This is a genomic window from Faecalibacterium sp. AM43-5AT (assembly GCF_003603345.1).
Classification (GTDB): Bacteria; Bacillota; Clostridia; order Oscillospirales; family Ruminococcaceae; genus Faecalibacterium; species Faecalibacterium taiwanense.
Genome location: NZ_QVGZ01000001.1, coordinates 226,451 through 249,776, shown reverse-complemented (window position 1 = coordinate 249,776; position 23,326 = coordinate 226,451). Strand labels below are relative to the sequence as shown.

23 protein-coding genes and 1 riboswitch are annotated in these 23,326 nt (G+C 56.5%); of the genes, 8 read left to right on the top strand and 15 right to left on the bottom strand.

Going from position 1 to position 23,326, the window contains the following annotated elements; genetic code table 11:
- Positions 1 to 30 precede the first annotated feature (30 nt).
- The 8 genes from DW937_RS01325 to ligA all read right to left on the bottom strand — a co-directional run bounded on the left by DW937_RS01325 (position 31) and on the right by ligA (position 6,190).
- Entirely contained in the window at positions 31 to 564 is a 534-nt protein-coding gene (locus DW937_RS01325; RefSeq protein ID WP_120119867.1) for a stage III sporulation protein AG, read from the bottom strand.
- Positions 561 to 1,031: a hypothetical protein gene (locus DW937_RS01320; RefSeq protein ID WP_120119866.1), complete on the bottom strand. Its 471-nt coding sequence runs from the start codon at positions 1,029 to 1,031 to the stop codon at positions 561 to 563. The genes DW937_RS01325 and DW937_RS01320 overlap by 4 nt, the downstream gene beginning before the upstream one ends.
- A gap of 3 nt (positions 1,032 to 1,034) precedes the next feature.
- On the bottom strand, positions 1,035 to 2,117 hold the full coding sequence (locus DW937_RS01315; RefSeq protein WP_120079284.1) for a stage III sporulation protein AE: 1,083 nt from the start codon (positions 2,115 to 2,117) through the stop codon (positions 1,035 to 1,037).
- Positions 2,114 to 2,497, bottom strand: coding sequence for a stage III sporulation protein AD (locus DW937_RS01310; protein ID WP_120119865.1), 384 nt, complete (start codon positions 2,495 to 2,497; stop codon positions 2,114 to 2,116). Before DW937_RS01310 ends, DW937_RS01315 begins: the two co-directional genes overlap by 4 nt.
- A complete protein-coding gene (gene spoIIIAC, locus DW937_RS01305; RefSeq protein WP_005942027.1) occupies positions 2,494 to 2,688 on the bottom strand; it encodes a stage III sporulation protein AC in 195 nt (64 codons plus the stop codon). Before spoIIIAC ends, DW937_RS01310 begins: the two co-directional genes overlap by 4 nt.
- A gap of 18 nt (positions 2,689 to 2,706) precedes the next feature.
- On the bottom strand, positions 2,707 to 3,171 hold the full coding sequence (locus DW937_RS01300) for a hypothetical protein (protein ID WP_120119864.1): 465 nt from the start codon (positions 3,169 to 3,171) through the stop codon (positions 2,707 to 2,709).
- Complete coding sequence (locus DW937_RS01295) at positions 3,168 to 4,061, bottom strand: ATPase, T2SS/T4P/T4SS family (RefSeq protein WP_120119863.1); 894 nt, start codon at positions 4,059 to 4,061, stop codon at positions 3,168 to 3,170. The genes DW937_RS01300 and DW937_RS01295 overlap by 4 nt, the downstream gene beginning before the upstream one ends.
- A 128-nt stretch (positions 4,062 to 4,189) precedes the next feature.
- Positions 4,190 to 6,190: an NAD-dependent DNA ligase LigA gene (gene ligA / locus DW937_RS01290; protein WP_118527268.1), complete on the bottom strand. Its 2,001-nt coding sequence runs from the start codon at positions 6,188 to 6,190 to the stop codon at positions 4,190 to 4,192.
- A 621-nt stretch (positions 6,191 to 6,811) separates the two neighbouring features.
- Here ligA and DW937_RS01285 point away from each other — a divergent pair.
- From DW937_RS01285 to DW937_RS01275, 3 genes are all read left to right on the top strand, one after another.
- Positions 6,812 to 7,387, top strand: a complete 576-nt coding sequence (locus DW937_RS01285) for a uracil-DNA glycosylase (RefSeq protein WP_120119862.1) — start codon at positions 6,812 to 6,814, stop codon at positions 7,385 to 7,387.
- 70 nt (positions 7,388 to 7,457) lie between these two features.
- Complete coding sequence (locus DW937_RS01280) at positions 7,458 to 8,543, top strand: hypothetical protein (RefSeq protein WP_120119861.1); 1,086 nt, start codon at positions 7,458 to 7,460, stop codon at positions 8,541 to 8,543.
- Between the two features lie 160 nt (positions 8,544 to 8,703).
- Positions 8,704 to 11,190, top strand: a complete 2,487-nt coding sequence (locus tag DW937_RS01275; protein ID WP_120119860.1) for an ATP-dependent DNA helicase — start codon at positions 8,704 to 8,706, stop codon at positions 11,188 to 11,190.
- A gap of 66 nt (positions 11,191 to 11,256) precedes the next feature.
- Here the strand turns inward: DW937_RS01275 and DW937_RS01270 are convergent, their stop codons facing one another.
- From DW937_RS01270 to glyA, 4 genes are all read right to left on the bottom strand, one after another.
- Positions 11,257 to 12,228, bottom strand: coding sequence for a 2-dehydropantoate 2-reductase N-terminal domain-containing protein (locus DW937_RS01270; RefSeq protein ID WP_120119859.1), 972 nt, complete (start codon positions 12,226 to 12,228; stop codon positions 11,257 to 11,259).
- Positions 12,229 to 12,263: 35 nt separating this feature from the next.
- A complete protein-coding gene (locus tag DW937_RS01265; protein WP_044953687.1) occupies positions 12,264 to 12,524 on the bottom strand; it encodes a cation transporter in 261 nt (86 codons plus the stop codon).
- A gap of 269 nt (positions 12,525 to 12,793) precedes the next feature.
- The gene (locus DW937_RS01260) at positions 12,794 to 13,309 is read right to left on the bottom strand and encodes a cob(I)yrinic acid a,c-diamide adenosyltransferase (RefSeq protein ID WP_097775481.1); all 516 of its coding nucleotides are present in this window, start codon (positions 13,307 to 13,309) and stop codon (positions 12,794 to 12,796) included.
- 101 nt (positions 13,310 to 13,410) lie between these two features.
- Entirely contained in the window at positions 13,411 to 14,664 is a 1,254-nt protein-coding gene (gene glyA, locus DW937_RS01255) for a serine hydroxymethyltransferase (RefSeq protein ID WP_005942005.1), read from the bottom strand.
- Between the two features lie 250 nt (positions 14,665 to 14,914).
- On the opposite strand from glyA, the gene DW937_RS01250 reads away from it, so the two are divergent.
- From DW937_RS01250 to DW937_RS01240, 3 genes are read left to right on the top strand one after another with little or no spacing between them, the layout of a single operon-like run.
- Positions 14,915 to 15,487, top strand: a complete 573-nt coding sequence (locus DW937_RS01250; RefSeq protein ID WP_097777765.1) for a 5-formyltetrahydrofolate cyclo-ligase — start codon at positions 14,915 to 14,917, stop codon at positions 15,485 to 15,487.
- Positions 15,478 to 16,113 (top strand): cyclodeaminase/cyclohydrolase family protein, encoded by a 636-nt coding sequence (locus DW937_RS01245; RefSeq protein WP_097777764.1) that lies wholly within the window; start codon positions 15,478 to 15,480, stop codon positions 16,111 to 16,113. Before DW937_RS01250 ends, DW937_RS01245 begins: the two co-directional genes overlap by 10 nt.
- An 11-nt stretch (positions 16,114 to 16,124) precedes the next feature.
- Entirely contained in the window at positions 16,125 to 16,979 is an 855-nt protein-coding gene (locus DW937_RS01240; protein ID WP_118527280.1) for a tetrahydrofolate dehydrogenase/cyclohydrolase catalytic domain-containing protein, read from the top strand.
- 108 nt (positions 16,980 to 17,087) lie between these two features.
- Here DW937_RS01240 and DW937_RS01235 read toward each other — a convergent pair whose 3' ends face one another.
- Entirely contained in the window at positions 17,088 to 18,041 is a 954-nt protein-coding gene (locus DW937_RS01235) for a phospho-N-acetylmuramoyl-pentapeptide-transferase (protein ID WP_120119858.1), read from the bottom strand.
- 171 nt (positions 18,042 to 18,212) lie between these two features.
- On the opposite strand from DW937_RS01235, the gene DW937_RS01230 reads away from it, so the two are divergent.
- Positions 18,213 to 19,631 (top strand): MATE family efflux transporter, encoded by a 1,419-nt coding sequence (locus DW937_RS01230; protein WP_120019885.1) that lies wholly within the window; start codon positions 18,213 to 18,215, stop codon positions 19,629 to 19,631.
- A gap of 127 nt (positions 19,632 to 19,758) precedes the next feature.
- On the opposite strand, the gene DW937_RS01225 is transcribed toward DW937_RS01230, so the two are convergent.
- Complete coding sequence (locus DW937_RS01225; RefSeq protein ID WP_097777761.1) at positions 19,759 to 20,358, bottom strand: ECF transporter S component; 600 nt, start codon at positions 20,356 to 20,358, stop codon at positions 19,759 to 19,761.
- A 150-nt stretch (positions 20,359 to 20,508) separates the two neighbouring features.
- Positions 20,509 to 20,628, bottom strand: a riboswitch (FMN riboswitch).
- Positions 20,629 to 20,796: 168 nt separating this feature from the next.
- Here DW937_RS01225 and DW937_RS01220 point away from each other — a divergent pair.
- Positions 20,797 to 21,879 (top strand): mechanosensitive ion channel family protein, encoded by a 1,083-nt coding sequence (locus DW937_RS01220; RefSeq protein ID WP_165852851.1) that lies wholly within the window; start codon positions 20,797 to 20,799, stop codon positions 21,877 to 21,879.
- A gap of 238 nt (positions 21,880 to 22,117) precedes the next feature.
- Here the strand turns inward: DW937_RS01220 and pta are convergent, their stop codons facing one another.
- On the bottom strand, positions 22,118 to 23,143 hold the full coding sequence (pta, locus tag DW937_RS01215; RefSeq protein WP_120119856.1) for a phosphate acetyltransferase: 1,026 nt from the start codon (positions 23,141 to 23,143) through the stop codon (positions 22,118 to 22,120).
- Positions 23,144 to 23,326: the final 183 nt, after the last annotated feature.

Here is a 23,326-nt window from a genome sequence, read left to right as displayed (position 1 = left end):
ATCGTTCCTCCTTATAAAAGCTGCAGGGTCTCAGCCCTTGCGCTGTTCCACACAAATGCGGTTGGATGGCAGATCCAGCAGTGCGCTTACCAGTTCGGTGATCCGGGCAGCAACGCGGATGTCTCCGCCGCCCTCGCACAGCACGGCCACACCGCACACCTGCGGCAGACATACCGTTTCGGTCAGGGCTGAACCATCTTCCAGCAGGACATGGGTCTGCTGGGACTGCATTTCTCCGGACTGTGTATCCAGCGCATAAATGGCTTCTTCCCCAGTCTCCAGCGTGACCATCACGGTCGTTTTGCCCGCACCGCTCATCTGTGAGATCAGATGTTCCAGCCGGTTCTCCAGCTGTGCCTGATATTCCGTGCTGCTCTGGGCAGACTTTGTGTTTTTTGTGTTGCCCGCTGCCGTGTTCTGCGGAAAAAGTTCCGACAGCAGGATCAGCAGCATTGCCAGAGCGCCTACTGCCGCAGCAAGCCTTGCTCTGCCCTGTTTCCCTTTACATTTCCGGGCAAAATCTTTCACGGAATCTCCGAACGAAATGCCCCCTGCTTCTTTCATTCGGTGTCCTCCTGCACTTCCAGTATCGGTGCCATGTCAAGCTCCTGCTGCAGATATGCCGCGATCCGGCTCTGCTCTGCGGATGTGCACGCCGCCGGGAGGATCACAAGTACCTTTTCTGCCCGAACGGTCTGTTCTGTCCGGGTCAGTGTGATCTCCAGTTTCACCTTTGTACCAAAGCGTCGCTCACACTCTGCGCAAAGATCCGCTTCCAGCCGTTCCTGAGCTCCCTGCAAGAGCGATGTCTCCGTACTCTGGATACTGACCGCTGCCGGAGCCGCCGCCGCTGCACTTTTCAGTTCCAGCTTCATCTGCGGGGCCAGCCGGAACAGGATCACTAGAATATATAGCCCGGCAACGGCTTTTATGCATCTGCCCGCCCAGCCTGCGCCAACCAGCAGCGTCGTGATCTCCGCACAGATACAGGCAATGCAGAACGCCGATGCCGCCGTCTGAAATGCGTGCATTTCCTATCCGCCTCCCGTCATCATCAGAAGCCCCACGCCTACCGTCAGCAGTTCAAAAAACAGTGCCGTTACTGCTGCCATGCATTTTACCGCTTCGGCCATGCAATCAAACAGCGCCTGACAGCGCCGGTTCTCCGCAAGGCCGCACAGAAGCCTGCATCCTGCAAGGAATAGCAAATGGAGCAGAAGCTGCAGATACAGCGGCAGAAATTCGGCCCCGATCACGGCAAGTGCCGCAAAACCCAGACTGCTTTTGAGCAGCTGCATCCCGGCAAGAAATACTTCTGCCGTATCGCTCAGAGCCTGCCCGATCACCGGCACGCCGCCGGTAAGCAGCTGGCCCAGCCGCAGTGCAGAACGGTCCAGCTGAACCGTTACCGCTCTTTGCAGCCCTAACAGCACTGCAAAAATCCGCCCAGCCCAGACAAGCCCCCTGCGCAGCAAAGCGCCCATGACACGGCACGTTTCCGAAAGCCCCTGCTGGGTGCTGATGCAGCACGCCATGCTTACCGCAAGGTAGCTCTGCAGCAGCGGACTGACCACAAGCACCGTACCCTGTGCCAGAAAGCACAGCCCGGTCAGCAGCAGACCGCTTGCCGCTGTGCTGGCATTTACCTCTCCACCGGCAGCGAGCACACCGCTGTACACCGGAAGAAAACCCAGAAGGTAGTTTTTCCACCCCTCCATCCGCTCACAGATCAGCTGTGCAAGGCTGATCAGATCTCCCCACAAAAGAGTGCCGCAGCCCACAGCCGCAGCCAGTTCCAACAAGGCGCTGTCGGCTGCTCCTCCCACCAGAAATGAAAGCACGATCAGCAACAGTAAAAACAGCAGAACATCCGCATAGCAGTGTGCCATCTGCCGGATCATCTCTGCCGGTGATCCCGGCAGGAGCACGAGCAAAGATTTGAGCGGATCTTTGGCAAAGGACTCTGCGCTTTGCGGAGCTTTTTCCAGATAAGGCTGCCAAAGCTCCTGTCCGGGCAGGCCCTGCAGCTGTGCCGCAGCGGCATCAGGTGCAAAAGCCAGAAAGCATACGGTGCACAATACAAACGCTGCCGCTTTTTGCAGGAATTTTTTTATCATGCGGCAAGCCCCCAGATCTTCTGGCAGATCTCTTCCAGCAGAGGAAATGCTGCCGCCAGAACCAAACATCGGCCCGCAAACCCGGCGCACCATGCCAAAGTATCCGCACCAGCTTCTTCGCACAGGGTCCGCGCGTAATCGGTCAACAGCAAAATTCCGGCACAGCGCAGCAGGCAGGCAAATGCAGGCCCGTCCACCCGGCGGCTGAAAGCCAGTACATTTCGAAGCAGCTCCTGCACCGCCGCTCCAAGCTGCAGCAGCACAAACAATGCTGCGCCAACGGACAGCAGAAACGCATAGGCCGGTGCATCCTTCCGCAGCAAAAGCTGCGCCGCTGCAAAGACGACCACTGCCCCCAGAATGGAAAAAGATGTACTCATAGTGCAAACAGCGACTTGATGGTAACGAACAGTGCGCTGATCTGCTTGACAAGGATGGAAAGCACTACCACAAGACCCGCAAGGGTCGTCATCATGGCCTGATCCTCCCGGCCGGAACGGATCAGCAGCTGGTTCAGGACGGCCACGATAATACCGATCGCTGCAATTTTGAACACAAGGTCGATCTCCAAGTTTTCGTCCTCCTGCCACTACAAAAGAATCAGTGCTGCCACCGCGCCGGCTGCAAGGCCAAGCCTGCACGGTAAGCCCTGCCTGGATGCTGCTTTCTGCTGCGCCTGGTGCAGGAATGCTTCAAAACGGGCAGAGTAATAATCCAGTCGTTCGCATTCCTGCGCCGCTTCGCTTTGGCCAAGGCCGGCAAAGCACTGCTCAAAGCAAAGGCGTTCCGCATCATCAAATCTTTCCGGTGCCGGAATTTCCTGCAGTTTTGGTGCTGCATCGCTTTCCAGCAGCTTTTCCTGCACGAGACACCGCTGCAGCTGTTCTAGATCCAGCCTGCGGTAAGCGATCTCCTGCCGGATGCGCTGCAACAGCTCCACGGTGCGCTGCAGCTGCAGGATATGCTGCTCTGTTCTGACCTGAAATGCAGAACCGGTCAACCACCCGCACAGCAGGAGCAGTGCAGCCGCTGCCCAATGAAAAAGCTGCATCATACCATGCAGACCTGCCGGACTTTTCCCGGCGCTGTACAGCCGTGCAGCAGTACAAATACACGCAGCATTCCATGCCGCTGCAACGCCTGCACCTGCGGCCGCCGGGTGGCTTCTTCCACGCTTGCGGCATGGACGCTTGCAACAAAGTCTACCCCGCTGTAAAAGCCCTGTTCCAGCGCTGCAGTTTCGGCAAGCGTGCCCAGCTCGTCCAGCAAAATAACCTGCGGCGAAAGCGTGCGCAGTGCCATCTGCACAGCCCGTTCCTTAGGGATGCCGGACAGCAGATCCAGCGGCGGCATCTTCTCGGAATCACCCGGCGGAAAGATCTCGCAGCGCTCGTCCACCACGCAGGCTCGCCGTTGCATCCCGGCCAGTTCTCGTGCGATCTGACGCAGCAGCGTCGTCTTGCCGCTGTCCGGCTCACCGACCACAAGCATCCCAATAAAATGCTTTTTCAGTTGCACCAGAAGTTCGTCCGGCAGCTGTACCGGAACCGCCCTTGCAATGCGCAGGTTCAGCCCCTGCACCTGCTGCAGAACCGTCTGGCCGTCGCGATCCACATAGCGTCCTGCCACACCCACCCGGCAGCCGGAGGGTGTGGTCAGAAATCCATGCGCAAGCTCCGTCTGATGTGCATGTACCGCGCCGCCGCACAGGGTGTGAAAGATCTCTTCGATCTGAAACTGATCCAATACACACTCCCTCAGCTGCAGCGGGCACTCCGGCAGGTCCTGCAGCGGGAGCTGCCGACCCGACAGTGTAACAAAAACACCACAGCCTGTCCGGAACCGAAGTTCATGGATCTGCGCTGCCGTCTGTGCTGGCAGCTGTCCCAATGGCCCGGCCAGCCATGAGGGAAGCAGGCGTATCGCCCGATAATACTCATCCACACTGTCCTCTCCTTTTTCAGGCTCATTGCCTGCTATGAGTATATGCCTGTCCCTGCCGGATAGAACCTGCGGACATAAAAATATCCCCGCAGCACAAAACTGCGGGGATATCCATTGGAACGGTTTTATCAGATGTTTTCGTCGCTGATCATTGCCAGAAATTCTGCCTCGGTCAGCACCGGGATGCCAAGCGCCTGCGCCTTGGTCAGTTTGGAGCCTGCTGCCGTGCCTGCCACGACATAGGCCGTTTTCTTTGAAACAGAACCGCTGGCCTTACCGCCGTTTTTCACGATCAGTGCTTCCGCCTCATTGCGGGAAAGAGTTTCCAGCGTGCCGGTGACCACCAGCGTTTTCCCTGCCAGCTTATCACCTTTCGGTTCGCCCTTCCACTGCATATTCAATCCGGCATCGGCCAGACGATGGACAAGGTCGATCGTTCCCTCTTTTGCAAAGAATTCCACGACGCTCTGTGCCATTACGCCGCCAAACCCATCGATCTCGCTAATCTGCTCTGCACTTGCTTCCCGGACAGCCTGCAGCGTACCGAAATGCTCTGCCAGCAGGGCTGCAGCTTTATCGCCAATGTTGCGGATGCCAAATCCGAACAGGAGCTTATCCAGATTGTTCTGCTTGGAAGCCTCGATGGCGTTCAGCAGGTTATCGGCGCTCTTTTCCTTGAACTTATCCAGCGTCAGCAGCTGTTCCCGTGTCAGCGTGTAGATATCTGCTGCGGAGTGCACCATGTCCTTCTCCACCAGTTGGGTGGCAACTGCTGTGCCAAGGCCCTCGATATCCATTGCATCGCGGGAAGCAAAATGGATGATATTGCGCAGTGCCTGTGCCGGGCACTCGGGGTTAACACAGCGCAGAGCTGCTTCATCCTCCAGATGAACGACTGGTGCACCGCAGGAGGGGCAGACCGTGGGCATCTCATAGGGCTGTGCATCCTCTGCGTGATGGGTAACACCGATCACTTCCGGGATGATATCACCCGCCTTGCGCACCTGAATGGTATCGCCGATACAAAGGCCGAACTGATGGATAAAATCCTCATTGTGCAGGGTCGCGCGGGCAACGGTAGTACCCGCCAGAAAGACAGGGTCAAAGCAGGCCGTCGGGGTAAGAACACCGGTGCGGCCAACTGCGACCTCAATGCTGCGCAGCGTTGTCTCCTTTACCTCTGGCGGATACTTAAACGCAATTGCCCAGCGTGGGAATTTGTTGGTGGAACCCATCAAATCGCGCTGTGCAAAATCGTTCACCTTAATCACTGCACCATCCATATCAAAATCCAGTTTGGCACGGTTCTGACCGATCTGCTCGATCTCGGCAATGGCCTGCTCAATGTCATGCACGATATGGTAGCGCGGCGAGACCGGCAGGCCAAGGCTCTTGAGGTAATCCAGGCTTTCGGCATGTTTGGTAAGCGTTTTGCCGCGGATCTGCTGCACATTGAAAACAAAGATAGAAAGGCCCCGGCTTCCGGTGATCTTTGCATCCTTCTGGCGCAGCGAACCGGCAGCCGCATTGCGCGGATTTTTAAAGGGCGCTGCGCCCTGCAGCTCCTGCTCTGCACACAGCTTCTGGAACGCGCCATGCGGCATATACACCTCACCACGCACTTCCAGAAATTCCGGTGCATCCTTCAACTTTTTGGGAATGCTGCGAATGGCGCGGACATTGGCGGTCACGTCCTCGCCCACCACGCCATCGCCGCGGGTAGAGGCACGAACCAGCTCACCGTTTTCGTATTCCAGACTGCAGGAAAGGCCATCGATTTTGATCTCCACCACATACTCCGGCTCTATGCCGGCTTCCCGCACGCGGCGGTCAAAATCCCGCAGCTCATCATACGAAAATGCATCCAGCAGGCTTTCCATTTTTACCGCATGGGTCACCTTGGGCAGCTTGCTGCTGGCCGTGCCGCCTACCTTCTGGGTAGGCGATGATGCCGTGACCAGCTGCGGAAACTGCGCTTCCAATTCTTTCAGTTCCCGGGTCAGAGCATCATACTCAAAATCTTCAAGCTCCGGGGCATCCTGGTCATAGTAAAGCCGATTGTTTTTCTCGATCACAGCGCGCAATTCTTCCACGCGCTTTTTTGCCTGTTCCAACTCCAAAAGTTCCACTCTCCCGCTATCCGGTTTCTCCCGCGCTGCCGTCCGGCACTACCGCCTGAAAATGCATTGCAGAAAACTATTTTGATTATAACACATCCAGCCGCGCTCTGCAAAGAGAAAGCGGATACAATTTGTATAAGTGCTTTGAAATCCGCACGTGTAATCGTTTTCAATCATTGCTGCAGATTGATTTAAAATCAACGCTCCGAGATACTCTTTGTTTATTCTTTTGATAAAACAACGTTTTATCGTATGATTTCTCCACATCCATGACGAGTGAATCGTCCCGTGGTATCGTTAAGTCGCCAGCCAAAACACACACAGAAAGGGCAACGCATTCGTTGTGAATGCTTTAGGCCTTGTCCCCCGGCATCGTCCTCATGATGGTCGTGTTCAGTTCGTCACCACGGCAAAGAAAGCCGGTGTGGATGAGCATGTCATTAAAAAGATTGTCGGCCACTGTATTGATGATGTTGCCGAAAAGTCGTATACTAAAAGAGACATTGAGTGGATTCGTCATTTCATGCAATGCATCGTACCATCCTAGATTTTGTACTATTATTTTAGGAGAAAAGCTGTTCCGATTTGTGAATTAAGCATCATACCGTTTCAAGAGGAGATCAAGCTGCCATGGATTGGGAAACATTAAGATCAAGCTGTCTTGCCTGCACCCGCTGCGAGCTGTGCAAGACCCGCACCAATGTGGTGTTCGGTCAGGGTGTGGAAGATGCCGAAGTTCTGTTTGTGGGCGAAGGCCCCGGCCAGAATGAGGATGAGCAGGGTCTGCCCTTTGTGGGGCGCAGCGGCCAGCTGCTGGACAAATATCTGTTTGCCATCGACCTTGACCGCACGAAGAACTGCTATATTGCAAACATCGTCAAGTGCCGCCCGCCGCAGAACCGTGACCCCCAGCCTGCTGAGAGCGAAGCCTGTATGCCCTGGCTGCGGGAGCAGTTCCGCCTGCTGAAGCCAAAGATCGTGGTCTGCCTTGGCCGCATTGCCGCCCAGCGGATAATCCGAAAGGATTTCTCCGTGACCAAGGAGCATGGCCAGCTGTACGAAAAGGGCGGCATCCTGTTCATGGGTACCTTCCACCCTGCCGCTCTGCTGCGCAGCCCGCAGAACAAGCCTGCAGCCTTTGCTGATTTTACTGCCCTGCGGGACAGCATTGAAACGGTGTGCAAACATACCTATCATAAAGACTGAATCATTCCCGCTGCAAGAACCAAACACCTTCCTTTTGCATACTCTAAAACAAAAAGAGAGGTGTTCGATTATGGAAGCTGCACGACGTGATTCCATTGATTTCTTTCTGGGTGCCACAACGCCTGCCGGTTTCAAGGGCTATTTTGAACCGCTGCGCCACGAACCCGGTATGCAGATGTACCTGATCAAAAGCGGGCCGGGCTGCGGCAAATCCACCCTGATGAAGCGGCTTGCCCGTGCTGCCGAACAGCGCGGCGAACTGACGCAGCGCATCCACTGTGCCAGCGACCCGGACAGTCTGGACGGCGTGATCCTGCCCGGGCAGCACAGGGCCATCGTGGATGCCACTGCGCCCCATGTGGTGGAGCCGGATGCTCCCGGTGCGGACGAAGTGGTGGTGAGTTTGTACCACACCATCGATGCAGAAAAGCTGCACCAGTGCACCGATGAGGTCAAGGCGCTGTTTGCCCGCAACGCCTTGCTGCGCAGCCGCGCTGCACGATATATTGCATCGGCAGGCAGCCTTTTGCTGGACAGCCGCCGCGCCGAAGCCTGCAGCGCCAATTTTGACAAGGTGCGCCGTTATGTCAAACGGCTGTGCACCCGGGTGATGCCGCGCACGGAAGGCATTGGCAGCGAAGAGCTGCGCCTGCTTTCCGCCGTCACCCCCAAGGGTGAAGTGTTTTATCAGGGCACTGCACAGGCATTGGCGGATAAGTTTATCGTGTTCCGGGATGACTACGGCGCGGTGTCCCGCCTGCTGCTGGAGCTGATCCGCGCCGAAGCCCTGACGCGGGGCTACCACATTATTACCTGTCCATGCGCCATGCACCCGGAGGATAAGATCGACCATATCCTGATCCCGGAGCTGAAGCTTGCCTTCCTGACGGATAATCGCTGGCATCCGGTGCATCTGCCCAGTGTGCAGGCTGTGCGGTGCACCCGCTTCCTTGACAGGGAAAATCTGGCAGCGTACCGGGCACGGCTGCGCTTTAACGAGCGTGCTGCCGCCGAACTGCTGGAACAGGCCAGTGCCCTGATGGCACAGGCCAAGAGCTGCCACGATGAGTTGGAGACCTATTACCGTGCAGCGGTGGATTTTGGCAAAGTGGATGAAGCGGCAGCAGAATGCATGGAGATGTTCGGCCTGAAATAATCAGTTTACTTCGACGAACCGGGAGTTTCTCTGAAGACCGTCCGCTGGGGTGGGACCCTGTTGCCGTGAGGCAATAGGACGGGCGATGGAATGGCCCGAATCGTGTCTGAAGAGAAATTACCGGTTCGTCAGTGTATCCCAAAAGCGGAGGTGAAATGCTTTGGCAACGGTTCATCTGCCCATCCGGCAGCTGGTGGAATTTCTGCTGCGGACCGGCAGCATTGACAGCCGGTTTACGGGGTTTGACCGTGCACTGGAAGGTGCCCACATCCACCGCAAATTGCAAAAAGCTGCCGGAGACGGCTATCAGGCTGAGGTATTTCTCTCCGTAGAGCGGCAGGCAGAGGACATCACTTTTACCCTTGAGGGCCGGGCTGACGGCATTTTTACCGATGAGACTGGCACGGTAGTCATTGACGAGATCAAGACCACCGCTGTGCCGCCGGAAGAGATCACTGAGGATATGAACCCCTGCCACTGGGCACAGGGCATGGTGTACGGTGCCATTTATGCCACACAGCAAAGCCTGCCGGAACTGAACGTCCGGCTGACTTATTATCAGATAGACACCGATCAGATCATCCGCTTTATCCGCCGCTTTACGCAGCAGGAGCTGGATGAATTTCTTGACAAATTATTGTGCCAGTATGCTCCGTGGGCGCAGCGCCGGATAGAGTGGGATGTAAAGCGTACTCAGAGCCTTGCGGCACTGCAGTTCCCGTTTGCGCAGTACCGGCCCGGACAGCGGGCTATGGCGGGCGAGATCTACCGCGCCTGCCGCGCTGGCAAGACCGCCGACTGCAAGGGCGGTACGCGGCTGTTCTGTCAGGCTCCTACCGGCATTGGCAAGACCATGAGCGCGCTTTTCCCCGCGCTGAAAGCCATGGGCGAAGGCAACGGAGAAAAGCTGTTCTATCTCACGGCCCGCAACACGACCCAGACTGCCGCCGAGGATGCCTTGACCCGGCTGCATACGGCACAGCCAGAGCTTGCCCTGCGCAGTGTGACGCTGACCGCCAAGGAAAAGGTCTGCCTGCATCCGGACGCAGAGGGACATCCCGCCTGCCTGCCGGAGCTTTGTCCCTACGCCAACGGCTACTACGACCGCATCAAGGATGCGCTGACAGCTCTGCTGGACGGTACCGGCAGCTTTGACCGCGCAGCGCTGGCCGGGGCGGCAAAGCGTTTTTCGGTGTGTCCCTTTGAACTGGGGCTAGACCTGAGCGAGTGGTGCGATGTGGTCATTGGGGATTACAATTACCTGTTCGATCCGGTGGTGCACCTGAAGCGGTTCTTTGATTCTTCCGGCGACTGGTTGTTTTTGGTCGATGAAGCACATAATCTGCCCGACAGAGCCAGAGCAATGTATTCTGCACGCTTTTGTAAAAGCAGCCTGACCGAGGCAAAACGCGCATTGGGCAAGGGCAAAAGTGCTTTAAAGACCGCTCTGACCAAAGCAGACAAAGCCCTGCTGGAAGCCCGGAAAGCCTGCATACAGCTTGCACCCCGGCACAGCAGCCAGACCGATGCCGCAGACCCGGCACAGACCAGTCTTTTGCCTGAAAACACTGCCCCCGCACTGGAACTGCCCGAACCGCTGTATGTACAGGACAGTACTGTGTTTTTGCAGGAGCCGCCCTCTGCCCTGCTCAGTTCGCTACGGGCCGTACAGGCACCTTTGCAGGACTGGCTGGAAGCGAACCCGGATGCCGAAGTACATGCACAGTTGCTGGAGCTTTATTTTGCTGTACAGGACATCACCCGTGCCGCCGAACGATACGACAGCCACTTTGTCACTCAGCTTACCGCGCGCGGCAGAGAGCTTGAATTGCAGCTGCTGTGTCTGGACCCGGCACCTTTTGTGGATGCCAGCCTTGCCGCAGGGCGCAGCGCAGCGCTGTTCAGTGCAACACTGGCTCCGCCCTCGTTCTACCGCAGTGTTCTGGGCTGCAGCGATGCACGTGCCGTCGCACTGGGCAGTCCCTTCCCGGCTGAAAATCTGGGGCTGTATTGCCTGCCGAATATCTCTACCCGCTACCGCGACCGCGAAGCCAGCGTGCAGGCAGTTTCGGATGCACTGGCCCGGCTGGTGCAGGCCAGAACGGGAAACTACTTTGCCTTTTTCCCAAGCTACGCATATCTGCGGCAGGTACACGAAGATTTTGCAGCACGTTACCCGGGCATTCGCACCCTTGTGCAGGAAAGCCGTCTGGATGATGCCGCTCGGGCTGAATTTCTGGCTCAGTTTGTGCCGGACCCGGCCGAAACGCTTCTGGGTTTTGGCGTGATGGGCGGCATCTTTGGTGAGGGAGTCGATCTTGCAGGCAGCCGCCTGATCGGGTGCGCCATTGTGGGTGTGGGCCTGCCGCAGGTAAATCCGCAGCAGGAAATGCTGCGCCGTTATTATGACGCACAGAACGGTTTTGGATTTGATTATGCCTACCGCTATCCCGGCATGAACAAGGTACTGCAGGCCGCAGGGCGCGTGATCCGCACGCCGGAAGACAGAGGTGCGGTGCTTTTGCTGGATGACCGGTTTGCCCAGCAGGAATACACCCGGCTGTTCCCTCCTCACTGGCGGCATATCCGCTATCTGCGCAGCTGCGAAGAACTGGCCGCTGCCCTGCAGGACTTCTGGAATAAATGAGACCCAAACAAAAAGGCACTGCCGCACCCAAAACAGGAGCGGCAGTGCCTTTGCTTCTTTTTTGTTTTATTTTGCTGCTTTCCGGTTCTGCTGCAGGCTATCCCACGAGGGCATTTCATTGCGCAGCTTTTCCCACATGGGCATTGCCGTGCCGGTCTGCCTGCGCAGAGCATCGAACGCTTCGTCCAGATACTTCATTTCGGACACTGCGTGCATGGCGTGATCCGAAACGCACAATCTGCCCAGCGGTGTTTTTGTCATGGTAAACACCATCGCTTCCATCTTACGGCGGGTCGATGTGCCGGGCTGGAAATTATCGGTGTTGTTGGCATCGTTCACCGGGATGCCCGCATCCTTGAGCATCAGGCAGGCTTCATAGGCGGCATCCAGAATGGCGCCGCGCTGCTGCTTGGTGGCCCGGTGCAGATCGCCGTTGCAGGCATAGCACACATAGCACGCCGGCAGAACGAATGCAATGTGGCACTTGAGCCATTCATCCATATCGCCATAGAAGGTCAGCTTGTATTTTGCACCGTCAAAGGCGGTCTTGAGCCGGGTTCGGAAGGTGCCAGAAAGCGGAGTTGTGGCACCGCCCACCGTCATGCCAGCACTGGCGTACACACTGACCACATGGTCGTGTTCACGGCGGCCTGCCGTGCCCTGAAAGCCGAATGCGATCTTATCCGCCGGGCGCTGCATGAATTCCAGCACCTGCTTTGCCTGCGGGTTGTTGCCCACAAACACAAAATACTGGCTCTTGTTGGCCTTGAGCACAGGAAGCACCTCCGGCAGCTGGCCCGCCTGCACGACCACAAAGACGAGATCATAATAATCATCCGGGGCAAGAGTGTCCACGGTTTTGATCCGTTCCGTTGTGGTCTTGCGCTGCACCCAGTGGCGGATGATCAAACCCTTCTGGTCGATCATTTCCTTCCACTCTCCGCGTGCAAGCAGCGTGACAACGTTCTTTTTGTTCTGCATCAGCACATGGGCCAGCTCGCAGCCCAAAACGCCCGCACCGTAAACCAGAATCCTCATCCAGATACGCCTCCCTTATGTGTGTTAAGGTTTGCTTACTTTTTCAAAAACGAGAAAAAGCCTTTTTTCTCGTAAGGTGCACTGCTTACGCCCTTGACCTCATAGCCGGTTGCATTGATGGCATCCCGCAGCTTCTGCTCGTCCAGCGGCTGTTCCGAGTGGATCACCGTCTGGGCTTTTGCCTGCGAGGACGACACCCTTTTTACCTCCGGGAAGGCCTTGCGCACGGCTTCGTTGACATGGCTCTCGCACATGCCGCACATCATACCATCTACTTTTACGATCGTTTCAATCATTTTATTCTCCTCCAGATCTTCTGCGCGCATCGGCCCGTTGACGCAGAATCTGTTAGGAAGCACTAACCGCAGTTTCAAACAAAACGCCGTCGGGAACTGCCCGGCAGCGGTGCGGAGCGGTTCCCTGTTCTGTGGTGGGTCTGCTCAGAAAATGCACGCATGATTTCTTGTCTTCATCATATCACACCAGTGGGCTAAATGCAAGATGAAAAATACCCCATCCCGGTTTTTGCGCTTTTCACTCATGCACCCGGCATCCTGCTGCCGGGTCAGTATTCAATGCCCTGCCGGGCGGAAATTCCCCTCTGGTAAGGGTGGCGGTGGCACTTCATCTCCGTGGCATAGTCGGCGGCATCCAGCATCCACTGCGGCGCAGCATGGGCAGTAAGCACGCATTCCTGCTCTGCCGGGCGTTCCAGCACGGCCTTTTGCAACAGGGCTTTATCCACCATATCCAGTTCCCATGCGCTGCCTGCTTCGTCCAAAATCAGCAGGTCGGCAGGGTCAGCCATGGCAGCTGTGAGGTTCGCATTCTGCAGCTGGCGGGTGGCTTCCTTTTCCGCTTCGTTCATCTGGAACACGAATTTCTGCCCCGCCTTGCCGCGGTACACCTTTGCACCCAGCTGTTCCAGCAGCGGCACCTCGCCGCTTTTGCCGCCTTTGAGGAACTGCAGAATCACCACCCGCTTTCCGCTGCCCATGGCCCGCAAAGCAAGGCCCATGGCAGCGGTGGTCTTGCCCTTGCCATCACCGTAATATAGATGTAACAGCCCTGTACGCTTCATGGTCATTTCTCCTTTTGTCTTTGCGTTTATGGTAACACAAACCCAGCAAAAAAGGAAGAGGAAGCACCCGAAGGCGCTTCCTCTTTCAAACAATGCGATATTTACTGATACAGAGGAAAATCCCGGGTCAGCTTCAGCACACGGTCACTGATCTCGTCCTTCTTCTCGTCGTAGTGCCAGATGCAATCGGCGATGCAGTCGGCGATCACCTTCATCTCGGCCACGCCCATGCCGCGGGTGGTAACAGCCGGGGTGCCCAGACGCACGCCAGAAGTCACGAATGGGCTGCGGGTCTCGCCGGGGACAGTGTTCTTATTGGCGGTGATGTGCACGCTGTCCAGACGTGCTTCCAGCTCCTTGCCGGTGCACTCCTCGTCACGCAGGTCGATCAGCATGAGGTGGTTATCCGTACCGCCGGACACCAGCTTGACGCCGCGGGCCTGCAGCTCTGCTGCCAGAGCCTGTGCATTCTCCACGATCTTGCGGGCATATTCCTTGAACTCCGGCTTCAGTGCTTCACCAAAGCAGACAGCTTTTGCGGCGATCACATGCTCCAGCGGGCCGCCCTGGGTGCCGGGGAACACGGCAGAATTGATGCGCTTTGCAAGAATGGGATTGTTGGTCAGGATCAGACCGCCGCGGGGGCCGCGCAGGGTCTTGTGGGTGGTGGTGGTAACAACATCAGCATACGGCACAGGACTCTGGTGATAGCCGCCTGCCACCAGACCGGCAATGTGGGCCATATCCACCATCAGATATGCACCATAGCCGTGGGCGATCTCAGCGATCTTCTCAAAATCGATGGCACGGGGATATGCAGATGCACCGGCCACGATCAGCTTGGGGCGCACCTTCTTAACCTGCTTTTCCAGCTCAGCATAGTCGATCACGCCGTCGGCATTGACACCGTAAGAGACAAAGTTATAGTTCTTGCCGGACATGTTCACCGGAGAACCGTGGGTCAGATGGCCGCCCTGAGACAGATCCATGCCCATGACAGTATCGCCCAGATCCAGCAGAGCAAAATAAACTGCCAGATTGGCCTGTGCACCGGAGTGGGGCTGAACATTGGCATATTTTGCGCCGAACAGCTTGCAGGCACGCTCGATGGCAATGTTCTCCACCTCGTCCACATAGACACAGCCGCCATAGTAGCGCTTGCCGGGCAGGCCCTCGGCGTACTTGTTGGTCAGGATGCTGCCCATTGCGGCCATGACGGCGGGAGAGACGATGTTCTCACTGGCGATCAGTTCAATGTTCTGGCGCTGACGGTTCAGCTCGCGATCCATGGCTGCGGCCAACTCCGGATCAACGGTATTGACCAGACCGATGGTGTCCATCATTTCATTGTACATAATATTCTACCCCTCTCAATTTCCGGAGAAAGCCCCGGATCTCTGGATCTCTTCAAGCCACCCTGCTCCGCGCACGAACCGAATTGCTTTCTTTTATCATAGCAGAAAGCTGTAGAATCTTCAACTTCCATTTTGCCAAAAGGCTTGCTTTTTTCGTCTGAAGTGTTTATTATACTTGTATAAAAATGCAGTGTCGTTTTTGTATATTTTTCAAGTCAGTCAATCTTCAGATGAAGCGAGGTGTTCTCTGGTGACGGTCAGCGAAGCAAAGCAGACCCAGCGCAAAGCGGGCCGTGCCGCACGCAAGGCTCTCGGCCCGGAAGAACGCAAGGCTGCAAATGCCGCTTTGTGCGCATCCCTCTGGCAGCTGGCTGCCGTGCAGAATGCGCAGACCATCCTGCTGTACGCAGCGTTTGGCTTTGAAGCCGACCTTGCTGCCTTTGCCGCCGAAGCAGCAGCTCAGGGCAAAACACTGGCCTATCCGGTGTGCGGCGAGGCGTATTCCCTTACAGCCGCTGTGCCCGGCCCGGACGGCTGGGAGATGGGGCAGTACGGCATCCGCACCCCCATCCTGAGCCGGTCGGAGATTCTGCTGCCGGAAGCGCTGGATCTGGTCCTTGTACCCTGCACGGCTTTTGATGCAGACTGCTTCCGGGTCGGCATGGGCAAGGGTTATTACGACCGGTATCTTCCCCGCTGCAAAAACGCGGTGAAGATCGGCATTGCATTTGAGGCACAGCGGGTGGAACATGCTGCCGTAGACGAGCACGACCAGCGGCTGGATGCCTATGTAACAGAGAGGGGTATTTACAAATGGAAATGACTAAGCTGAGCTGTGAGAAATTTCTCGCAGAGCTGGCCAGCAAAGCCCCCACGCCGGGCGGCGGCGGAACGGCAGCGCTGGTGGGTGCTGCCGGTGTAGCGCTGGGCAATATGGTGGGCAACCTGACCACCGGCAAAAAGAAATATGCCGCCGTGGAAGCAGACATTCAGGCCCTGAACACAAAAGCCGATGCCCTGCGCAAAGAGCTGGAAGCGCTGGTGCAGGCCGATGCCGATGCCTTTGCGCCGCTGGCTGCGGCCTACGGCCTGCCCAAGGACACACCAGAGCAGGCTGCACACAAAGCCGCCGTGCTGGAAAAGGCGCTGGATGCCGCCTGTGCCGTGCCACTTGAGATCATGGAAAAGTGCGCCGAGGGCATTGCTCTGGTGGAAGAATACGCCGCCAAGGGCAGCGTGATGGCCGTCTCGGACGCAGGCTGTGCAGCCGCCCTGTGCAAGGCAGCCTTGCAGGCCGCAAGCCTGAATGTGTTCATCAACACAAAGCTGATGGCAGACCGTGAGCGCGCTGCTGCGTTGGACGCAAAAACAGACAAACTGCTGGATGAATTTGTGTTGCGGGCAGACGCTGTTTTTGCATCCGTGATGAACAAATTGCGAAATAAGTGAGGGAAAGTATTATGGCAACGATTTTGAAGGGCGCACCCGTTGTAGCCGCTATGAACGAACGCAATGCGGCGCTGTGTGAGCAGCTCAAGGCAAAAGGCATCACTCCCACGCTGGCCGTGGTGCGTGTGGGTGAGCGGGAGGACGACCTCTCCTACGAGCGCGGCGTGATCGCCCGCTGCGGCAAGGTGGGCGTGGAGGTAAAGCAGTTTCTTCTGCCCGCCGATGCTTCGCAGGACGATCTGTTGAAGGCGATCGCCGAGGTGAACGCAGAGGATACCATCCACGGATGCCTGCTGTTCCGTCCGCTGCCCAAGCAGTTCAATGACCGCACTGTGCGTGCGGCGCTGGCTCCGGAAAAGGACATTGACGGCATCACGGACGATTCTCTGGCCGGTGTGTTCACTAATACCGATCTCGGCTACGCTCCCTGCACCGCGCAGGCCTGCCTTGAGATCCTGAAGTATTACAACATTCCGCTTTCCGGCAGGCGCGCTGTCGTAGTGGGCCGCAGCCTTGTGGTAGGCAAGCCCGCAGCCATGATGCTGGACCGCGAGAACGCCACCGTGACCATCTGCAATTCCCGCACGCAGAACCTGCCCGCCATCTGCAAGGAAGCAGATGTGGTAGTAGTGGCCATGGGCAAGATGGGTGCCGTGGGTGCCGACTGCCTGCGGGAGGGCCAGACCGTGGTGGATGTGGGCATCCATGTGAACGAAGAGGGCAAGCTGTGCGGTGACGTAAAGTTCAGCGAAGCAGAGCCGGTAGTGGATGCCATCACGCCGGTACCCGGCGGTGTGGGCACTGTGACCACCTCGGTTCTGGTGGGCCATGTCGTGCAGGCTGCAGCCAAAAAGGCCGGGCTGTAACGAATCATCGAACTATAAAATAAAAGACGCTTGATACACTGCTGTATGCTTCCCTGCCGGGAAAACATATTCAGACAAGACCAAGCGTCTTTTTTTGATTGCTATATTTTAGCCGCGGACAATGAGCAGCAGCAAAGCCGAAGCCACACACTGCATGATCAGCCAGCGGGCCACCACCTGCTCGTCGCTCCAGCCCTTATTCTTGCGGGCGTGGTCGTGCAGAGGGGTGCGGGTGTTCTTGAGGATGGAAATGTGCAAAAAGCGCTTCAGGCTGATCTTCAGGATGCCCAGACTACCATCCACGATGAACACGATGGCTGCCAGCAGGAAGGCAAACGGATGGCCGCACTTAAGGGACAGCATTGCGACAAAGAAGCCCATTGCGCGGCTGCCGGCATCGCCCATCAGCAGGCTGGACGGCTTTGCATTGGACCACAGATAGGCCAGCAGCGCACCCATGAACACAACGCCTGCGGTGCCGTACTCAGCCAGTTCTGTTTTATAGGCCAGCAGGTAGGTACCGATGGTCACCACTGCAACACTTGCCGAAAGGCCGTCCACGCCGTCGGTGCAGTTGACCACATTGATGCTGGTCCAGATCAGAATAACGATCAGCAGCAGGTACACAGCATACGGCAGAGTGAAACTCCACTGCAGGAAATTCACACCGCAGCCGTTGAAGTTGAGGTAGGTCACACCTGCAACAATGGCAATGGCAAAATCAATGATACCCTTTTTATACTCGTTCCATGCAGTTTCAGCAGCATCGTCAAAGTAGCCGGACAGCATGGATGCAATGAGCAGGATGGTGTAGATGACGTATTCCACCTTGAACGGCAGGAATGCCAGCGATACCAGGGCGATGCACAGCACGAAGATCAGGCCGGAACCACGGGCCTTACCCTTGGAAAGCGCACCGTTCACCGCAAACTCGCGGCCATGGTCGTGCGGAAGCTTATCGTGAAAAACGGAGTCCATCAAAGCCGTGAGGGCAAACGCCAGCAGGAATGCCAGAGCATCGACACCGCGCTGTCCTACGACCGAAAGCAGTGATTCGATCATATTCAAAGTTCCTCTTTCTTTTATGTTTGTGAGAGAAGTGTATCACGCTATCCATAAAAAATCAATCATTCCCGGAGAAAAATCCACGTTTGATTGACTTTCTGCAGCACCGCACTTATAATAGTATATCAGTCTGTCGAAAAAGTTATTGTTTCTATAAAAGGAGAACTCATGTCCATCTCTCTTGAGCAGCTTTCGGCGCAGATGCGCCGGGGCGAACAGGTGCCGCTGCGGCACACCATGCAGGTGGTGCTCACACTGAGCATCCCATCCATCCTGCAGCAGATCGTGGTAACTGCGGTGGAGTACATCGACGCAGCCATGGTGGGGCATATCGGTGCATCTGCTACGGCATCCATTGGCATCGTCAGTTCCAGCACGTGGCTCATGCATGGAATGCTGGCCGGTCTATATATGTCCTTTGCCATTCAGGTGGCACAGTATCTGGGTGCAGACCGGCAGGACGATGCACGCGGTGTATTGCGCCAATCTATGATCTTCAACCTTGTGGTGGGCCTTGCAGCTGCGGCCTTCGGCATTGGCATCAGCCGCTTTCTGCCCGGATGGCTGGGTGCCGACCCTTCCCTGCAGGCGGATGCTTCGGCCTACTTTGCCATCTGGTCGGCTTCCCTGCCCTTTTTGATGATCATGGGAACCTACTCTTCCATGCTGCGTTCCTCCGGCGATGCCCTGACACCGGGCCTTATCAGCGTGCTGACCTGCGTGCTGGATGTAATCTTTAACTTCTGCCTCATCAATCCCACCCGTGAGATGGTGGTGTTTGGCCGCACAATGACCGTCTGGGGCCTTGGCTGGGGGGTACCGGGCGCAGCACTGGGCACCGCCCTTGCTACCACTATCAGCGGTGTGCTGACCCTTGCCATCCTGCTGCTGCGGGACGGCCCGCTGTGCATCCGCAAGCCCGGCTCCTGGCACATTACCAAAGCCTGCCTGCAGAACCTGTGGAAGGTAGGCGCACCGCTGGCCGCAGAGCGTGCAGTTCTTTCCTCGGCGCAGGTGCTGCTCATCCGCATCGTATCCGGCCTTGGCACCACCGCCATTGCTGCCAACAGTCTGGGTGTGAGCGCCGAAAGCCTGTGCTACATGGCAGGCTATGGCATTCAGGATGCATCCCTTGCACTGGTGGGACAGGCCGTGGGCGCAAACCGTCGGGATATGGCAAAAAACTTTGCCTGGCTGTGCACCGGCATGGGCATGGGCATTATGGCGCTGACCGGCGTTGGCATGTACATTTTTGCGCCAAACCTGATGGGCGTTTTCACCGCAGATGCGGCAGTTATTGCGCTGGGCGCACGGGTGCTGCGCATTGAAGCACTGGCCGAACCGATGTTCGGTGCCAGCATCGTTGCCAGCGGTGCCATGCAGGGTGCCGGAGACAGCACGGGATGCTTTGTGCTGAACCTTGTCAGCATGTGGGGCATCCGGCTCACGCTGGCTTCCCTGCTGGCTCCGCATTTTGGGCTGGTGGGTGTATGGATGGCCATGAGCTTTGAGCTGACCATACGCGGTGTGCTGTTCCTTGTGCGGCTGGCCCATGGCAGATGGCTGGACAAAGGGGCATTGGCCTGATCGATCGCGGGCGGATATATTTTCCTCTAAATAACAGCTCCCCGGCCGGGAACCGCACTGCGGGACCTGACCGGGGAGTTTTGCTGTGGTTATATGATTTGAGAAGAAGAAAAAAGTGGAGAACAAGTTACTTTCTGCCGTGCAGGATGGGAGACAGCGGCTTGTAGATCAGCATGCACAGCACTGCATCCAGCAGGCCTTTGACCAGCGTGAAGGGCATATTGAAGATGACAAGGCACTTGATGAGACTGTCTGCAGAAGGCAGGATGGCCTGATACATGCCGAGGATGGCTTCCAGCGGCATGTGGTAGAACTGCACATAGGCCGGATAGGTGATGAAGTAGTTGGACGGTACGCTGAACACAGCCATGGCTGCAGCGCCTGCAATAGCACCGATGATGGCGGTCTTGCGGCTCTTGTGGTGCTTATAGACAGCGCCTGCCACAGCGGAGAAAACCGCACCCAGCATGAAGTTGCACAGCTCGCCCACGCATGCAGTGGAAGTGCCCTTGATAACGATGTGCAGCAGGTTCTTCATAAAGCTGATGACCACACCGTACACCGGGCCGAGAGCAAAGGCACCCAGCAGAGCCGGCAGGTCAGAAAAGTCCATCTTGACGAAGGACGGAATGAGCATCGGAATGGGAAACTCAATGAACATCAGGATAAAGGCCACCGCGCTGAGCATGGCGGCAACAGTAAGATTGTGAGTCGTGCTTTTTTTCATGGTAATGATCCTTCCCGGGGTAAGATGCCCCTTACAAAAATTGTTCCGAAAGCTCTTTTCGTATCTTGTTTTTTTGAACGGGAAGGACAAATAGAAAAGCGCCCTGCTGCAACAAAAACACTGCAACAGGGCGCGTAGACAACGATTTGCCTGCCGTTTCTTGCATCCGGACTATACCGTTGGTCCCGGAGTTGCACCGGGTCAGCACCCTTGCGGGTGGTCGCGGACTTTACCGCCAGTGGGGAATCTCACCCCGCCCTGAAACGAACTTTCTGGCACAAAGTATAGCGTGGCAGGCCCAGCTTGTCAAGAGGGCATCTTAAAATTTGTGCAAAAAATGTCAAAGTAATTCTTTCAAGCTTCCTTTTCTGTAAGCTCTTGCCCGGGTGGGTGCGGTATGGTATCATAAATGGGTCGTATAAAATTCAGGAGGTTATCATGATCTTTTCTATTCGTGATCTTTCGTTTGAGCTTGGCTCTGTGCTGCTGGAGGGCTGGTTTGCACTGGCTGCGCGCGCAGGGTGCGCGCTGCTCATTCTGCTTGCCGCATGGCTGGTACGCCGCTGGCTGAGCAAAAAGGGCATTCCGGCACTGCTGGCCCGCAAGTGGCACTTTAACGGCACTCCCATCCTGCTGCGCAGCTTTGCGGTACCCATCCAGCGCATGTGCACTGCGGTTGGCGTATATCTGGCGGCAGCTTCCCTGCCCTGGGCCATTCCCGGCATTGCCAAGCTGCTGTTGGTCTGCTTCCGCCTTGTCATGACCCTGCTGGTCTGCGAAGGCCTGTATGCGGCATCGGATCTGGCCGCCCTGCTGCTGGCTTCCTGCAGCTCGGAGATCCGCTCCAACAAAACGCTCTGCTCTTTGCTGGACACCGCCTACAAGGTGCTGGTGATCGTGCTGTGCGTGGCAGCGTTGGCACAAGAAGTGGGCTTTCCCATCGGCAGCATTGTCGCCGGTGCCGGTCTGGTTGGTCTGACCATCTCGCTGGCCGCACAGGAAAGCGCCAGCAACCTGTTTTCCGGCATCGTGATTCTGCTGGACAAGCCCTTCTCAGTGGGCGACTGGATCACTGCGGGCGATGTGGAAGGCGAAGTGATCGACATCAACTTCCGTTCCACCCGCATCCGCTCGCTGGATAAAACCATCAATGTGGTGACGAACAGTAAGATCTGCTCTTCCACCGTGCAGAACGCCGCCCTGCGCACCATGCGGCCCTACAAGTTCAATCTGGGTGTCACCTATGGCACCACCCGCCCGAAGCTGGAACAGCTGATGAAAGACTTGCAGACCATGCTGGACGCAAGCCCTTACACCAACAAGGGTACCAACATCGTACAGCTTGCAAACTTTGGCGATTCCAGCATCAACATTCTGGTCTCCGCCTACCTGCTGACCAACGCCTACGCGGAATTTTTGCAGATGCAGAACGACCTGAACCTGAACATTATGGACATCATGCAGGCCGACGGTGTGGATTTTGCGTTCCCCTCCACCAGCGTGTATATCGAAAAGAACTGAGCAAACCTGTAAAGGGGCTGTTGCAAAATAGCGCCAACGAAAAGTGGAAAGCAAAAATCTCATCTTTTTCCCTCAAAAAGAGTAGAATTTTTCGGAACTGAAAATGCAAAAAGCTGAGCACCTGCTTTTTCACAGATGCTCAGCTTTTCTATACTCATTTTTTGAAATCTGCCTTTGAGGCCTCAACATTCTGCCCGTTTTGTACGGTGAATGCGGCGGCTATTTTCAATCAGTCAGCTCAAGACTGGCAGGCAGTGATCAGGCTCATCTTGTAGACCTCGTCGGCGTTGCAGCCACGGGACAGGTCGTTGATAGGAGCGTTCAGACCCTGCAGGATGGGGCCGTAAGCTGCATAACCACCCAGACGCTGAGCAATCTTATAGCCGATGTTGCCGGCCTCGATGCAGGGGAAGATGAAGGTGTTGGCCTGACCAGCCACCTTGCTGCCCTTGCACTTGACCTGTGCAACTTCGGGAGCAACGGCAGCGTCAAACTGCAGCTCACCGTCCACAGCCAACTCGGGATCCATTTCCTGAGCCTTGATCACAGCGTCATGGCTCAAAGCAACGGTGCCGCCCTTGCCGGAGCCCTTGGTGGAGAAGCTCAGCACAGCAACCTTCGGATCAATGCCGAACAACTTTGCGGTCTTAGCGGTCTCAATAGCAACCTCAGCAAGCTTTGCAGAAGCGGCGATCTTGACCTCGCCGGTAGCCTTATCAATGGTATCGGTATAGTCGATGTTAACAGCGCAGTCGCCCATGGCAATGCGCTTCAGGCCCTCTTCACCGCAGTCACGGTCCAGAATGAAGCAGGAGCTGACCAGATGTGCGCCCTTCTTGGTCTTGACCAGCTGCAGAGCGGGACGAATGGTGTCGGCAGTGGAGTAAGTAGCGCCGCCCAGCAGGCAATCAGCCTTGCCCATCTTCACCAGCATGGTGCCGAAGTAGTTGGACTTCTTCAGCAGAGCGGTGCACTCCTCAGCGGTCTGCTTGCCCTTGCGCAGCTCCACCATGGTGTTGACCATCTCATCGAAACCGGCATAGTTCTCGGGGTCGATGATCTCGGCAGCGGAAATATCAAAGTTACCGGCGGCAGCAGCAGCCTTGCACTCAACCTCGTTGCCCACCATGACGACCTTCAGCACGCCCTCGGCCAGCAGCTTTGCAGCGGCCTCCAGAATGCGGGGATCATTGCCCTCGGTGAAAACGATCGTCTTGGGATTTGCCTTCAGCTGTGCTACCAGCGGTGCAAACATATCAGCCATTGTGATTACCTCCGAATTTACTTTCCAATATTCACATCCAGATATCTGTTGGACACAAGGATGCCTTTCTCTTTTATTCTAGCACATACGGCAAAAAGTTCAAGACAAAATTGGCTTTTTGTGCTACAATTTTTGCCTCACGCTTCATCGTTATTTTCCTGCCAAAGTAGTAAAACACGCCCT

What these genes read in the sequence shown, in the direction of transcription:
- DW937_RS01325 (WP_120119867.1), bottom strand. Translation starts at nt 564, where the DNA reads ATGAAAGAAGCAGGGGGCATTTCGTTCGGAGATTCCGTGAAAGATTTT.
- DW937_RS01320 (WP_120119866.1), bottom strand. Translation starts at nt 1,031, where the DNA reads ATGCACGCATTTCAGACGGCGGCATCGGCGTTCTGCATTGCCTGTATC.
- DW937_RS01315 (WP_120079284.1), bottom strand. Translation starts at nt 2,117, where the DNA reads ATGATAAAAAAATTCCTGCAAAAAGCGGCAGCGTTTGTATTGTGCACC.
- DW937_RS01310 (WP_120119865.1), bottom strand. Translation starts at nt 2,497, where the DNA reads ATGAGTACATCTTTTTCCATTCTGGGGGCAGTGGTCGTCTTTGCAGCG.
- DW937_RS01300 (WP_120119864.1), bottom strand. Translation starts at nt 3,171, where the DNA reads ATGATGCAGCTTTTTCATTGGGCAGCGGCTGCACTGCTCCTGCTGTGC.
- DW937_RS01285 (WP_120119862.1), top strand. Translation starts at nt 6,812, where the DNA reads ATGGATTGGGAAACATTAAGATCAAGCTGTCTTGCCTGCACCCGCTGC.
- DW937_RS01280 (WP_120119861.1), top strand. Translation starts at nt 7,458, where the DNA reads ATGGAAGCTGCACGACGTGATTCCATTGATTTCTTTCTGGGTGCCACA.
- DW937_RS01270 (WP_120119859.1), bottom strand. Translation starts at nt 12,228, where the DNA reads ATGAGGATTCTGGTTTACGGTGCGGGCGTTTTGGGCTGCGAGCTGGCC.
- DW937_RS01265 (WP_044953687.1), bottom strand. Translation starts at nt 12,524, where the DNA reads ATGATTGAAACGATCGTAAAAGTAGATGGTATGATGTGCGGCATGTGC.
- DW937_RS01260 (WP_097775481.1), bottom strand. Translation starts at nt 13,309, where the DNA reads ATGAAGCGTACAGGGCTGTTACATCTATATTACGGTGATGGCAAGGGC.
- glyA (WP_005942005.1), bottom strand. Translation starts at nt 14,664, where the DNA reads ATGTACAATGAAATGATGGACACCATCGGTCTGGTCAATACCGTTGAT.
- DW937_RS01245 (WP_097777764.1), top strand. Translation starts at nt 15,478, where the DNA reads ATGGAAATGACTAAGCTGAGCTGTGAGAAATTTCTCGCAGAGCTGGCC.
- DW937_RS01240 (WP_118527280.1), top strand. Translation starts at nt 16,125, where the DNA reads ATGGCAACGATTTTGAAGGGCGCACCCGTTGTAGCCGCTATGAACGAA.
- DW937_RS01235 (WP_120119858.1), bottom strand. Translation starts at nt 18,041, where the DNA reads ATGATCGAATCACTGCTTTCGGTCGTAGGACAGCGCGGTGTCGATGCT.
- DW937_RS01230 (WP_120019885.1), top strand. Translation starts at nt 18,213, where the DNA reads ATGTCCATCTCTCTTGAGCAGCTTTCGGCGCAGATGCGCCGGGGCGAA.
- DW937_RS01225 (WP_097777761.1), bottom strand. Translation starts at nt 20,358, where the DNA reads ATGAAAAAAAGCACGACTCACAATCTTACTGTTGCCGCCATGCTCAGC.
- DW937_RS01220 (WP_165852851.1), top strand. Translation starts at nt 20,797, where the DNA reads ATGATCTTTTCTATTCGTGATCTTTCGTTTGAGCTTGGCTCTGTGCTG.
- pta (WP_120119856.1), bottom strand. Translation starts at nt 23,143, where the DNA reads ATGGCTGATATGTTTGCACCGCTGGTAGCACAGCTGAAGGCAAATCCC.